Origin of the sequence: Pseudomonas frederiksbergensis (assembly GCF_001952935.1) — a bacterium.
Classification (GTDB): Bacteria; Pseudomonadota; Gammaproteobacteria; order Pseudomonadales; family Pseudomonadaceae; genus Aquipseudomonas; species Aquipseudomonas frederiksbergensis.
The window spans coordinates 1210645-1223702 of record NZ_CP018319.1 but is presented as its reverse complement, the minus strand read 5'-3'; the positions used below and the strand labels follow the sequence as shown (position 1 = coordinate 1223702).

Sequence of the window (13058 nt, the reverse complement as noted above, 5' to 3'; positions counted from 1 at the left end):
GCTACCTTTCAAAAACGGACAAGTTCATCCACACTATTATTTATCATCGTCCTCAGACTTATAACGCTTCAAACAGTTAAGAAGAACTATCATAAACCCTCTCTGATCCTTAACATCCTCATCAAAATAAGTGTCAATTTTTGAAAAAACCCCATCGAAATTGTCGCCACAACCTAAAAAATACTCCAAAGTATCAATAAGTAATTGCCGCTCTTTTTGGCTATAGATAAAAAACTCCGGACGCAGCAAGAGATCAAATAGCTCAGCGAGCTCATTCTCATCATTCACGTCCTTCGAAACTATTATTTCTTCCCTTTTCAAGTCACGTGTATTTTCTATATCAAAAACGAAAAGCAAACTACGTATATCCCAGATATTGTAAGAATTTTTCATTAGTCAAAATCCGTAAAAGCTGTTATAGGCTGACCCGCTGAATTCAAGTAAACTACTGCTCTAGTTTGTTCACCGTACTGCAAGCCGTCTCTCTTAAATCCCTCTCCTATTTTTTTACCCATTTCAATTGGACGCTTGGAAGCATTCAAACCACTCTGTTTAAAAATCAACTGTGCGCGCTGTATCGCATTCATCTGATCGCGATGGCTGAGAAAGTGTGTCGCCGCAGAGGGTATTACGGGCTCGCCCCTTCGCCTTCCTCTCTGGTACCTATCTATTTCGCCGGTCCCAGGGTTCCTGCCTTCTTGCACTCGCTGAAGCTGGGACTGCAGAGTGGTTTGAGCCCCATGTTTCTGTAGAAAGTGGGCCTCATCAATTGAATCTTCCATTTCTTTCAATCGCCTATGAACAACCGCCTCCGCCAATTCATCAATCCGCGCCCTACGCTGATCACCCGTCAGCTTCGGCAGCGCCGGCTCACCCTCATCCACCCTAGCGCCAGTCGTATCATCCGGCGCCCCACACCCAAGCTTATTAGGCGGCGGACAACTCCCGCTCAACCCCAACGGATCAACCCATCCCGTCGGATTCGGCGTGTACTGGTACTGATTCAGCCCACCCGCCAACTTGATCGGGTCCGGCGTCAGGTACCGTCCAACCTCCGGATCATAGTACCGATGTCGGTTGTAGTGCAGGCCGCTCTCGGCATCGAAGTACTGCCCTTGAAAGCGCAACGGTTGCTCGAGTTGTTCTCCTCCGCCGAACGCCAGGCGAGTGACTTGGCCGTAGGCGTTGTACGTCGCCGACCAGACGATGTCGCCGCTGTAATCGGTAAGTTCTTGCGGGGTGCCGAGGTGGTCGAGCTGGTAGTAGAACGGGCAGGCCTGGTCCGGGCCTTTGCCGTCGAGCATGGCGAGCGGGCGGAATGTGCCGGGTTCGTAGACGTAGCTGCGGTAGTGCTCGCGGCTGCTTTCGGCGATGAGGTGGTCGCCTTGCCAGAAGAATTCGGTGGTCTTGCCGTCGACGGTTTTGCTGATGCGGCGGCCGAAGGCGTCGTAGCGGTAGCTGGCGCTGCGGCCGTCCGGGGTGGTGACGCCGACCAAGCGGTGCTGGCCGTCGTAGCGGTATTCGGTGACGAGTTTTTGCCCGGTGCCGCGGCGTTCGCGGATCAGGTTGCCGAAGGCGTCGTAGTCGTAGTGGCGGTCGCCTTGGATCAGCAGGCGGTTGCCTTTGACGGTGGACGGGCCGGGACGATCGTGCATCAGCAGGTTGCCGGCCGGGTCGTGGGCGAAGCTTTCCGGGGGTTGATCGCGGGTGTGGCGGACGCGGATCAGGCGGTTGAGCGGGTCGTAGTGGTAGCTGCGTTGGCCGTGACGGGTGTCGGTGAGGCGGTCGAGGTTGCCGTTGGCGCTGTAGGCATAGTCGCGGCGATACAGCGCTTGGTGCTGTTGGCTGACCGCGTGGGCCTTCAACCGGCCCTGATCGTCGTAGGCATATTCGCTGAGCAACTGCCCCTGCTGGCGTTGCTGTTCGCGGCCGAAGGCGAACTGGTGCTCGCTGAGCCGCGCGCCGTTGAGGTCGATCGCGGTCAGCGCGCCGCCCCGGGCGTGGTGGTAATCGAGTTTGCTGCCGTCCGGCAGGCGCAGGCGATTGAGCTGGCCGCAAGCGTCGTAGCCATAACGCAACGTGCCCCAGCCCTGATGTTCGGTGATCAAGCGGTCCTGCGAGTCGTATTCGAATTCCAGCGGATGGTCGTGGCCGTCGTCGACGCTGACCAACCGGCCGAGGCGGTCGTAGCGGTATTCAACCTGGCTGCCGTCGGGCAGGGTTTTGACCTGCAGGCGTCCGGCCGAATCTCGCTGGTAAGCGGTCAGCCGCTGCGAGCCGTCGTCGCCGAACTCGGTTTTCTCCAGCAACTGGCCGTTGAGGTCGTAGGCGTACGCCGTGCGTTGGCCGTCGAAGCCGGTTTCCTGTCGGATCAAGCCGTTGGGCGTGTAGTCCAGGCGATAGGTTTCGCCGGATTCGTTTTCGATTGCCGTGAGCAACAGCTGGGCGTTGTCGTAGCGGTAGCGCAGCTGGGTGCCGTCGGGATTGAGGCGGCGGCTGACCAGGTGCAGGTCGTCGAGGTATTCGTAGCGGGTGATGCGACCCAGTTCATCGCGTTCGGCGGTGATCTTGCCGTAGGCGTTGTAGCTGAACGCGCGGCTGGCGCCGGTAGGCAATATGGTCTGGAGCAGTCGGCCCACGGCATCCCACTGGTAGCGGGTGACGGCGCCATGTTCGTCCTGACGGGTAAGCTGCCGCCCCAGCGCATCGTAGGAAAAGCGCCGCCGACCGCCGTCCGGCAAGGTCTCTTCTAGCAGTTGCCCCAGGGCGTTCCAGACGAACACGTGCCGGCTGGTGTCCGGGTAGCGGATCGACAGCAGTTGCCCTTTGTCGTCGTAGTAATAGTGGCTGACCTGGCCGTCGGGGTCGCTCGCTTCGGTGATGTCGCCCTGGGCGTTGCGCTGGTATTTCCACACCGCTTGACCGCGGTACCGCGCCTGCAGGAAACCGTTGCGGTATTCGTAGGCCGTCGGCTCGTCTTCCGGTGGAATCAGCGCGATCAGCCGTCCGACTTCGTCGTAACGGTATTCGGTGACGGCGCCGAGCGGGTCCTGCTCGGCCAACAGCCGACCGTGGTCGTCGTAAGCCTTGAGGTGTTCGCCGCCGTCCAGCCCGACCTTGCGCACCAGCCGCGCGCGCTCGTCGTGGACGTAAACCTCTTCGCTGCCGTCGGCGTTTTTAACCCGCACACGGCCGTGGTCGTCCCAGACGTAACGCGCGTCCATTTGTGCAAACGACGCCCAATGCCGGATGCAGCGGGCCGCCTTACCGGACCTTTCCCACTCCCAGAAGAAACTCGCCCCACCGGCCAACTGCCGCTGCAGGATGACGTGCTGATCGTCGTAGTCGTAACGCTCGCTTTCGCCAGCGGCATTGGTGGCGGCGATCAAGCGATGACGAGCGTCGTAGCGGTAGGCAACCAGTGTTTGCTCGGTACGCCAGGCGTCTTCCAGGGTGTCGGCGGGCTGAAAACGCTGATAGTCGATGGCGAGCAAATGGCGGCGGTCATAGCGCAACAGAAGGGAGCGCCCGGCGCCGTTATCGAGGCGCTTGATCCTGTCAGAAATGTCCCGCTGCACCGTCAGCCGATTGCCGTAGGCATCGCTGATCGCCGTCAGACGCCCGGCACGGAAATGGAAAAAACGCGATTTTTCGCCCGCCTGGGCGAGGATCAGTTCTTCCGGCTCGTCACCCAGATAAATCGCCGCCCGCGACAGGCTGTTGTGAATCGCCGGGCGTTCGATATTCGGTAACGGAAAGGTGGTACGGCGGTTTTCGTGGTCGATCCAGATAACGCTGTCGCCCTCGATTTCCAGTCGATGAGACAGCGAATGACTCCAGCCAAACCCGAGCCCGCAATCGATCTCCACCGCACTGGTGCGATAGAGGCGGGTGAACTCGAACGGCAAAATCCCGTCCAGCGTACCGTCGTTGAGGGTCAGCAGTTCCTCGCCGGTGACCATCGACACCGGGCATTTATTGGTCGCGGTTTTATCGACGGAATCGGCGCTGTCACCGTTGGGGTTTTTCGCCTGATCCGGGGCGTCGTCGTGGTGTTCGTCTTTTTTCAGCGTGGTGTTGCGCTTGGCATCCCAACGCAGCTGCATGCGGCCTTTTTTCAGACCCGCAACAACGCCGCGTGCGGCGACTTTTTTGTAGCGGTCGACGTAGGCGGTGAAGCTGTTGATGATGCTGAAAATCGCTTTGACGAAGCCCTGAACAGCCTCAACGATCCGCGCGCCATAGTTCGCAATGCGCATACCCAGGTAGGCAATGCCCGCACCTGCCCCGGCGAAAGTCAGGACAACCCCGATCAGAATGTCGATGAGCAACTGCACGACTACCGTCGACACGGCCTCGGCGGTTTTGCCGGCGATCTCGCCGGGCGGCAGCATGTCCAACCAGAGGCTGGCGGTGCGTAGCAGCAGGTACAGCGCCGCTTCGTCACTGGCCAACAGTTGGGCTTTTTCCATGACATCGGGGGCGGCTTGCGCGAGTTTCTGCAGTTCTGCGGCGCTCTCGCCCAACCGCTCGCCAAACTTCCCGGGATCCTTGAGGATGTCCGACAGCAGACCGATGCCGTCCCACACGCCCTCAATTGCCGCCCAACTTCCCGCGAGCAATCCATTGCCTACAGCAACCGAAGAAGACTCCGGCCACTTCGGCTTAAACGACTTCCATTCATCACGCAGCCATCTCTCAAGTTCCTTCGTCAGGCCGTTGTAGGAAGAGAAAAGATCTTCAACGTGCTGCGGTGTGACTTCGTGGTGGACGTGAAGGCGGTAGAACTTGCCCTCATCCCCCATGAACGTCCCTTTGCCATTTTCATCAAGGGTGACAAGCGTCGTTTCGCCGCTCTCCAGCGCAATCACATCGACCTGAATATTCCCCACGGGGATGTCATAAACCGATTCAAACTTGCTCTCGATTTCCAGCAATCCACCTTTCGGGCACTGCACGACGGTGGATAAAAACTCGTCATCGTCGCTGCTGACAGCGGTGCTGGCGTTGCTGAACCGGATGATCCGCTCCATGCCCATCAACGACGGCAGATCAGCGGCGCGGCTGGCCGTGTCCGCCGCTTGGCTGAACCAGTGTTTGAGCTGTTCGCGGTAGAGGGACAGGGTGCCCGGGAAACTGTCGAGTTCCTGCTCGATACGGGCGATGTGCTCCATCAACGCACCGAACGATAGGAGGCGGGGTTATAAACCGGGTCAAACATGAACAATCCCTCGCGCAGAAAATTAGGCGCGGGGACTTTGCGGGGGATCAATCAGGAAAGAAGTAGGGAAAGGTGGGAATTGATGTAGGGCAATTCCTTTATTAACAGCGCTTCGCTGCCGAGCGGAAGCCAGCTTCCTCGCCGCAGGTGATGTGCGGCCTTGAGTCACCCTTACTGTTTCTCAACCGCAGGTGTATCGTATTCGCCTTTTACAGGCCCCCGTGCCTGTCGCTGATACGTGAGGTAGTTGAGTTCATGTCCTTTACCCGTCGCCAAATCCTCGGTGGCCTGGCCGGTCTTGTTGTCGTTGGTGTCGGAGCGGGGGGCGCGTCGCGGTATTGGTTGGGCAAGATGGCCGACGTCGACGCGGGCCACGACTACGAGCTGATCGCCGCACCGCTGGACGTTGAACTGGTGCCCGGGCACAAGACCGAAGCCTGGGCGTTCGGCCCGTCGGCGCCTGGCACCGAGTTGCGCGTGCGTCAGGGGGAATGGCTGCGGGTGCGCTTCATCAACCACCTGCCGGTTGCCACCACCATTCACTGGCACGGCATCCGCCTGCCACTGGAAATGGACGGCGTGCCCTACGTCTCGCAGCTTCCAGTGCTGCCGGGCGAATACTTCGACTACAAATTCCGCGTGCCCGACGCCGGCAGTTACTGGTATCACCCGCATGTGAACAGCAGCGAGGAACTGGGTCGCGGGCTGGTTGGCCCGTTGATCATCGAAGAGCGCGAGCCTACCGGCTTCAAGTACGAAAAGACCTTGAGCCTCAAGAGCTGGCACGTCGATGAAGAGGGCGCTTTTGTCGCGTTCAGTATTCCTCGCGAAGCGGCCCGTGGTGGCACGGCGGGGCGCCTGTCGACCATCAACGGTGTCGCGCAAGCGGTGATTGAATTGCCCGCCGGGCAGATCACCCGGGTGCGCCTGCTCAACCTCGATAACACCCTGACTTACCGCCTCAACATCCCTGGCGTCGAAGCGCAGATCTACGCGCTGGACGGCAACCCCATCGAACCGCGACCACTTGGCAAGGAGTACTGGCTTGGCCCGGGCATGCGTATCTGCCTGGCGATCAAGGCCCCGCCGGCCGGTGAAGAGCTGTCCCTGCGCAATGGCCCGGTACGGCTGGGCACGTTCCGTTCGGTGGCGAACACCGATGCACCGACCGAGTGGCCACCCGCGCTGCCCGCCAACCCGGTGGCCGAGCCGGACCTGGCCAATGCCGAGAAACTCAACTTCAATTTCGAATGGGTAGGCTCAGTGTCGGTCAACGTCGACAATGGCAAGCCGCCGAGCCTGTGGCAGATCAACGGCAAGGCCTGGGACATCACCGACAAGACGTGCGCCGACCGCCCGATTGCCAAGCTCGAGAAGGGCAAGAGCTACATTTTCGAATTGAAGAACATGACTCAGTATCAACACCCGATTCACCTGCACGGCATGAGTTTCAAGGTGATTGCGTCGAACCGGCACAAGGTTATTCCGTATTTCACGGACACCTACTTGCTGGGCAAGAACGAGCGCGCGCAAGTGGCGCTGGTGGCGGATAACCCTGGGATCTGGATGTTCCACTGCCATGTGATCGACCACATGGAAACCGGCCTGATGGCCGCCATTGAGGTGGCCTGATGCGTCAGATACGCCCGACAGCAATCATTGATCGCAGCCGTGATCGTGACTTCATGCGTGAAGCCCTGGCCCTGGCCGCCCAAGGCGCGGCGCTCGGTGAAGTGCCGGTGGGCGCGGTGCTGGTGCAGGACGGTGAAATCATCGGTCGGGGTTTCAACTGCCCGATCAGCGCCAACGACCCGAGTGCCCACGCCGAGATGGTGGCGATCCGCGCTGCCGCGTTGGCCGCCAGCAACTATCGTCTGCCCGGCAGCACGCTGTATGTAACGCTTGAGCCATGCAGCATGTGCGCCGGGCTAATCGTGCATTCGCGGATTGCGCGGGTGGTGTATGGGGCGCTGGAGCCGAAGGCCGGGATTGTGCAAAGCCAGGGGCAGTTTTTTACCCAAGGATTCTTGAATCACCGAGTGCTGTATGAAGGCGGGGTGTTGGCCGAGGAGTGCGGGGCGGTGTTGAGCGAGTTCTTCAAGGCCCGAAGAGCCAGTAGAGACTGATCGTTCCCACGCTCCGCGTGGGAATGCATCCAGTGACGCTCTGCGTCACATCCGCAAGGGACGCGGAGCGTGGGAACGATCATTGGAAGGGGATTTATTTGCGGGCGACGATGACGGCGCGCATTGGCGCTGGCAAGCCCTCGATGGTCTTGCTGTGATCTTGCGGATCAAGGAAATCGCTCAGCGACTGATACTTCATCCACTCCGTCCCGCGCTGTTCCTCGACCGTGGTCACGCTAACGTCCACACAGCGAACATCCGTGAACCCGGCGCGACGCAGCCATAGCTCCAGCGCCGGCACCGACGGCAGGAACCACACGTTACGCATCTGCGCATAACGGTCTTCCGGTACCAGCACCTGTTGCTGATCGCCTTCAATCACCAGCGTCTCCAGCACCAGTTCTCCGCCCTTGACCAGGCAATCCTTCAGCGCCAGCAAATGCTCGATCGGCGAGCGGCGGTGATAGAACACCCCCATGGAGAACACCGTGTCGAAGCCTTCCATGTTCGGCGGCAGGTCTTCGAACGGGAACGGCAGGTGCCAGGCGTTGGGTTCGGACAGGTAGCGCTGTACCGCCTGGAACTGGCAGAAAAACAGCCAGTTCGGGTCGACACCAATCACGCTGTCGGCCCCGGCACCGAGCATGCGCCACATGTAATAGCCATTGCCGCAGCCGACATCGAGGATGCGTTTACCCTTCAGATCCAGATGCGGTGCAACCCGCGACCACTTCCAGTCCGACCGCCATTCAGTATCGACGTGCACACCAAACAGATCGAACGGCCCTTTGCGCCACGGCGATAAACCCATCAGGGCGGTGCGCATCTGAACGCGGGTTTGGTCATCGCAATCGGTGTCCAGCGTCAGGCCATTCAGTAAATCGACGACCTTCGGCTGAATCTTCGGCAAGGCGTCCAGCGCACTCTGCCAGCGCTCCAGATCGCCGTGACCCTTTTCCATTTTCTTGTCGAGTTGCGCCTGCAGGGTGTTCGCCCAGTCGGCGAGCGGAGTACCGGCCAGACGGCGGGCGAGGGGGGAGAGATCAATCATGGCAAGGCAATCAACGAGGCAAAGTTAAGACACTGGAACCACGGCACGACTTTCGAGAACCCGGCGGCCAGCAAGCGCTCGCGGTGTTCTTCGAGGCTGTCGGGCTTCATGACGTTTTCGATGGCGCTGCGCTTCTGGGCAATCTCGAGTTCGCTGTAGCCATTGGCGCGTTTGAACGCGACATGCAGGTCAGTGAGCAGCGCCTGTTCTTCGGGGTCGTTGAAGCGCAGCTTCTCCGAGAGGATCAACGCACCACCGGGCAGCAGCGATTGGCGGATGCGCGAAAGCAACGCGGTGCGCTGCTCCGGGGCGATGAATTGCAGGGTGAAGTTCAGCGCCACCACCGAGGCTGGCTGGAATTCGAGGGCCAGGATGTCGCCTTCGATCACTTCCACCGGCAGCAACTCCTGGAACATCGAGTCCTGACCGTTGAGGTATTCGCGGCAGCGTTCGACCATCGCCGCCGAGTTATCCACAGCGATGACGCGGCAGCCGTCGGTGCGCACGTGACGGCGCAGGGCCTGGGTCACCGCGCCGAGGGACGAACCGAGGTCGTAAAGCACGCTGTTGGGCTGGGCGAATTGCGCGGCAAGTACGCCCAGGTTTTCAACGATGGTCGGATAACCTGGCACCGAGCGCTTGATCATGTCCGGGAACACCCGCACCACATCCTCGTTAAAGGCGAAGTCAGGCACCTGGGCCAGAGGCTGGGCGAAAAGGCGATCGGATTCTTTGCTCACGGCGGTTCCAGCGGTGTAGGTGGAAAAGGCCGGCATTTTAGCCAAATTGACGGGGTTACGCACTGATCGTTCCCACGCTCTGCGTGGGAATGCATCCTGTGACGCTCTGCGTCACGCTTGCGCAGGGACGCGGAGCGTCCCGGGCGGCATTCCCACGCAGAGCGTGGGAACGATCTATTGGGGGCGGTGAGCGGATTGAGAAAAGGCCGACGCCGCAATCCCCCATTGCCCCAACCAATAGCTGAGGATGATCACGTAAGGCGCGGCATGGAATGGCATCACAAACCGATTGATGCCAATCACGCTGTCCGAAAACACAAACGCTACCGCGCCTGCAGCCGCCAGCAACGCCGAGCGTTTGGGCACATCGGTACCGAGTCTGGCGAGGGCGCGCCAGAGCATGGCGCTGATGGCCAGACCATAGATGATCACCGGGATCAGCAGCGGCCCCAGGCCATTGGAAATCAGAATCCCCAACAACACCGCGCCGACGCCCAACGCGATGATCAGTGGCAATAGCGCCAGTCGCCGGCAATCACTCAAGTAGGCTTTCAGGTACGCCAGGTGCGCGACCAAAAACGCGCCGAGTCCGAACACAAACAAGTCCCCGGGCCATGCCAGCAACACATCGCCGAGCAGGGAGAAAATCAATCCAAGGCTGATCCAGCGCCGATATTCGCTGGGCGGTGCGTCATGCAACCAACCGAGCAGCGCCAATACCGGCAGCGGCTTGACCAGCAGGCAGAGCAACGCTGCATGCACACTGACGCCGTAGAGGAACGTCACCGCGCCCATCAGCGCCAGAATCAGCCAGCCCACGATCAGTTAACCGAGATCGCGCAGTCGAAGGTTTCCACTGCCGGTACTTCCGGTTCCCATGGCTGTGAGTAAATCAGGCGCAAACGGCCAGTGCCCGCGGCGAAGGACTGGAAGCGCCAGGTGGAGAGGCCGGCGCTGCCGACGATCCCCGCGTCTTGCGGATTGCTGTAGACCTCGGGGCTGAGCGCGCGCAATACGCCACCGGCCGAATCCTGGATCGTCCAGCGATAACCCGTGGTCGGGTTGCTTGGCAGGGTCAGGATCAGGTTTTGCCCGTTGTGCAATTGCACTGGGCATTCGCTTTGTTTTTCCACGGTCACGTTCTGTTTCGGTTGCGTGGCGCAGGCGGCCAGCAAAGAGAGGGCGAGGGGGACAAACAGGCGAGTGGGGGACATAAGGTCAGTGGCTCCGGCATTCACGACGAACGGCGAGCATAACTGAAGATGAGACAAATTGTGACGGCGTTGCGGGAGATGATCGTTCCCACGCTCTGCGTGGGAATGCCGCCCGGGACGCTCCGTGTCCCTTCACCAGCGTGACGCAGAGCGTCACAGGATGCATTCCCACGCAGAGCGTGGGAACGATCAGTTACGGGGGTTAGAACAGGATTTTCGCCACATCCGCAAAACGCTTGGCAAAGTGCACGGTAATCCCTTCCTTCAGATAATCCGGCAATTCCTCAAAGCTCCCGCGGTTAGGCTCGGGCAGGATCAGCTCGAAGATCTTCTGCCGCCGCGCCGCAATCACCTTTTCACGCACGCCGCCAATCGGCAGCACATGCCCGGTCAGCGTCAGTTCGCCGGTCATGGCGATGCCTTTTTTCGGTGGCTGGTTTCGGGCGAGCGAGAGCAGAGCGCTGGCCATGGTCACCCCGGCACTCGGGCCGTCTTTCGGGGTGGCGCCTTCCGGGACGTGCAGGTGAACGAAGGCTTCGTCGAAGAACTTTGGATCACCGCCGAACGACTTGAGGTTGGAGCTGACGTAGCTGTAGGCGATTTCCGCCGACTCCTTCATCACTTCGCCCAATTGCCCGGTGAGTTTGAAGCCGCGGTTCAAGGTGTGAATCCGCGTGGCTTCGATCGGCAAGGTCGCGCCGCCCATGCTGGTCCAGGCCAGGCCCGTGATCACGCCAGTCCCCGACAGCACTTGTTCATTACGGAACACCGGATGACCGAGTGAGGCTTCCAGGTCTTTCGGCCCGAGCTTGATCACCGCTTTCGGCTCGTCGATCAGTTTCACCACGGCTTTGCGCACCAGTTTGCCCAGTTGTTTTTCCAACTGTCGTACCCCGGCTTCGCGGGCGTAGCCATCGATTAACGCTTTCAACGCGCTGTCGCTGATCGACAGACTGCCTTTGGACACGCCGGCCTTCTCCAGTTGCTTGGGCCACAGGTGACGCTTGGCGATGGCGATTTTTTCTTCGGTGATGTAACCCGACAGGCGAATCACTTCCATCCGGTCCAACAACGGGCCGGGGATCGAGTCCAGGGTGTTGGCGGTGCAGATGAACAGCACTTTCGACAGGTCCAGACGCAAGTCCAGGTAGTGGTCGAGGAATTCGACGTTCTGTTCCGGGTCGAGGGTTTCCAGCAGCGCCGAGGCCGGGTCGCCCTGGAAGCTCTGGCCCATCTTGTCGATCTCGTCGAGCATGATCACCGGGTTCATCACTTCGACATCTTTCAACGCATGGACGAGTTTGCCCGGTTGCGCGCCGATGTAGGTGCGGCGGTGGCCCTTGATCTCGGCTTCATCGCGCATGCCGCCGACGCTGAAGCGGTAGAACGGCCGGCCGAGGGATTCGGCGATGGATTTGCCGACACTGGTTTTACCCACGCCCGGCGGGCCGACCAGCAGCACGATGGAGCCGCTGATCTCGCCTTTGTAGGCGCCGACCGCGAGGAACTCGAGGATGCGGTCCTTGATGTCGTCGAGGCCGGCATGGTGTTTGTCCAACACCTTGCGCGCGTGCTTGAGGTCGAGTTTGTCCTCGCCGTACACGCCCCACGGCACCGAGGTCGCCCAGTCGAGGTAGTTGCGGGTCACCGCATACTCCGGCGAGCCGGTTTCAAGGATCGACAGTTTGTTCATTTCCTCTTCGACGCGTTTTTGCGCCTGAGGCGGAAGAACCTTGCCGGTCAGCCGTTGCTCGAACTGCTCGATGTCGGCGCTGCGGTCGTCTTTGGTCAACCCCAGCTCTTGCTGGATGACCTTGAGTTGCTCCTTGAGGAAGAACTCGCGCTGATGCTCGCCGATCTTGCGGTTAACTTCAGCGGAAATCTCTTTTTGCAGGCGCGCGACTTCGACTTCCTTGCGCAGCATCGGCAGGACTTTTTCCATGCGTTTGAGCATGGGCACGCAGTCGAGCACTTCTTGCAGCTCGCTGCCGGTGGCCGAGGTCAGGGCGGCGGCGAAGTCGGTCAGCGGCGACGGATCGTTGGGGCTGAAGCGGTTGAGGTAGTTCTTCAGCTCTTCGCTGTACAGCGGGTTGAGCGGCAGCAGTTCCTTGATCGCGTTGATCAGCGCCATGCCGTAGGCCTTGACCTCGTCGGTCGGCTCGGTGGGCTGGTGCGGGTATTCGACTTCCACCAGGTACGGCGGGCGATGGTGCTTGAGCCAGGTGCGAATGCGCACGCGGGTCAGGCCCTGGGCGACGAATTGCAGTTTGCCGTTTTCGCGACTGGCGTGATGCACCTTGACCAGCGTGCCGTAGAGCGGCAGGGCCGAGGTGTCGAAATGACGCGGGTCTTCCTGGGGCGTGTCCATGTAGAACAGGGCCAGGGAGTGGTGATCGGATTTGCTCACCAGATCCAGCGTTTCCGCCCACGGTTCTTCATTGACGATGACCGGCAGCACTTGGGCCGGGAAGAACGGGCGGTTGTGGATCGGGATGATGTAGACCTTGTCCGGCAGGTTCTGGCCTGGCAGGGCGAGGCCTTTGCCGGTGGAGTGGTGTTCGGCGTTCTCTGGGTCGGCGTAGTCGCTCGGGTCTTCGGGGAATTCTTGCTGGTCGGTCATGGGGCACCTGCGCAATTGGGTATGGGTGTTAGATGGGGCAGGTGGCGGGTGGTTTCAATGGGCCGGGCTATTTCAGCTTATGTATT

Annotated in this window: 9 protein-coding genes; 2 read left to right on the top strand and 7 right to left on the bottom strand. The window is 60.3% G+C overall.

Annotated features, from left to right (window positions below; genetic code table 11):
• Positions 1 to 36 precede the first annotated feature (36 nt).
• Together PFAS1_RS05880 and PFAS1_RS05875 are read right to left on the bottom strand one after the other, a co-directional pair.
• A complete protein-coding gene (locus PFAS1_RS05880; RefSeq protein ID WP_076028516.1) occupies positions 37 to 393 on the bottom strand; it encodes a hypothetical protein in 357 nt (118 codons plus the stop codon).
• A complete protein-coding gene (locus tag PFAS1_RS05875; RefSeq protein WP_076028515.1) occupies positions 393 to 5174 on the bottom strand; it encodes an RHS repeat-associated core domain-containing protein in 4782 nt (1593 codons plus the stop codon). The genes PFAS1_RS05880 and PFAS1_RS05875 overlap by 1 nt, the downstream gene beginning before the upstream one ends.
• A 302-nt stretch (positions 5175 to 5476) precedes the next feature.
• Between PFAS1_RS05875 and PFAS1_RS05870 the strand changes: the two genes are divergently transcribed.
• Positions 5477 to 6853: a multicopper oxidase family protein gene (locus tag PFAS1_RS05870; RefSeq protein WP_156886699.1), complete on the top strand. Its 1377-nt coding sequence runs from the start codon at positions 5477 to 5479 to the stop codon at positions 6851 to 6853.
• Complete coding sequence (gene tadA, locus PFAS1_RS05865; protein ID WP_076028514.1) at positions 6853 to 7347, top strand: tRNA adenosine(34) deaminase TadA; 495 nt, start codon at positions 6853 to 6855, stop codon at positions 7345 to 7347. Before PFAS1_RS05870 ends, tadA begins: the two co-directional genes overlap by 1 nt.
• A gap of 94 nt (positions 7348 to 7441) precedes the next feature.
• Here tadA and cmoB read toward each other — a convergent pair whose 3' ends face one another.
• The 5 genes from cmoB to lon all read right to left on the bottom strand — a co-directional run bounded on the left by cmoB (position 7442) and on the right by lon (position 12972).
• Positions 7442 to 8398 (bottom strand): tRNA 5-methoxyuridine(34)/uridine 5-oxyacetic acid(34) synthase CmoB, encoded by a 957-nt coding sequence (cmoB, locus tag PFAS1_RS05860; protein ID WP_076028513.1) that lies wholly within the window; start codon positions 8396 to 8398, stop codon positions 7442 to 7444.
• Positions 8395 to 9174, bottom strand: a complete 780-nt coding sequence (gene cmoA, locus PFAS1_RS05855) for a carboxy-S-adenosyl-L-methionine synthase CmoA (RefSeq protein ID WP_198044973.1) — start codon at positions 9172 to 9174, stop codon at positions 8395 to 8397. Before cmoA ends, cmoB begins: the two co-directional genes overlap by 4 nt.
• Before the next feature lie 138 nt (positions 9175 to 9312).
• Entirely contained in the window at positions 9313 to 9957 is a 645-nt protein-coding gene (locus PFAS1_RS05850) for a lysoplasmalogenase (protein ID WP_076028512.1), read from the bottom strand.
• A gap of 2 nt (positions 9958 to 9959) precedes the next feature.
• Positions 9960 to 10352, bottom strand: coding sequence for a protease inhibitor I42 family protein (locus tag PFAS1_RS05845; RefSeq protein WP_074873979.1), 393 nt, complete (start codon positions 10350 to 10352; stop codon positions 9960 to 9962).
• Positions 10353 to 10554: 202 nt separating this feature from the next.
• Entirely contained in the window at positions 10555 to 12972 is a 2418-nt protein-coding gene (lon, locus tag PFAS1_RS05840; RefSeq protein ID WP_076028511.1) for an endopeptidase La, read from the bottom strand.
• Between the last annotated feature and the right edge of the window lie 86 nt (positions 12973 to 13058).

Bases quoted from the DNA above. Each gene is read 5' to 3' on its own strand.
- lon (WP_076028511.1), bottom strand. From the start codon at position 12,972: ATGACCGACCAGCAAGAATTCCCCGAAGACCCGAGCGACTACGCCGAC.
- PFAS1_RS05870 (WP_156886699.1), top strand. From the start codon at position 5,477: ATGTCCTTTACCCGTCGCCAAATCCTCGGTGGCCTGGCCGGTCTTGTT.
- cmoA (WP_198044973.1), bottom strand. From the start codon at position 9,174: ATGCCGGCCTTTTCCACCTACACCGCTGGAACCGCCGTGAGCAAAGAA.
- cmoB (WP_076028513.1), bottom strand. From the start codon at position 8,398: ATGATTGATCTCTCCCCCCTCGCCCGCCGTCTGGCCGGTACTCCGCTC.
- PFAS1_RS05875 (WP_076028515.1), bottom strand. From the start codon at position 5,174: ATGGAGCACATCGCCCGTATCGAGCAGGAACTCGACAGTTTCCCGGGC.
- PFAS1_RS05845 (WP_074873979.1), bottom strand. From the start codon at position 10,352: ATGTCCCCCACTCGCCTGTTTGTCCCCCTCGCCCTCTCTTTGCTGGCC.
- tadA (WP_076028514.1), top strand. From the start codon at position 6,853: ATGCGTCAGATACGCCCGACAGCAATCATTGATCGCAGCCGTGATCGT.
- PFAS1_RS05880 (WP_076028516.1), bottom strand. From the start codon at position 393: ATGAAAAATTCTTACAATATCTGGGATATACGTAGTTTGCTTTTCGTT.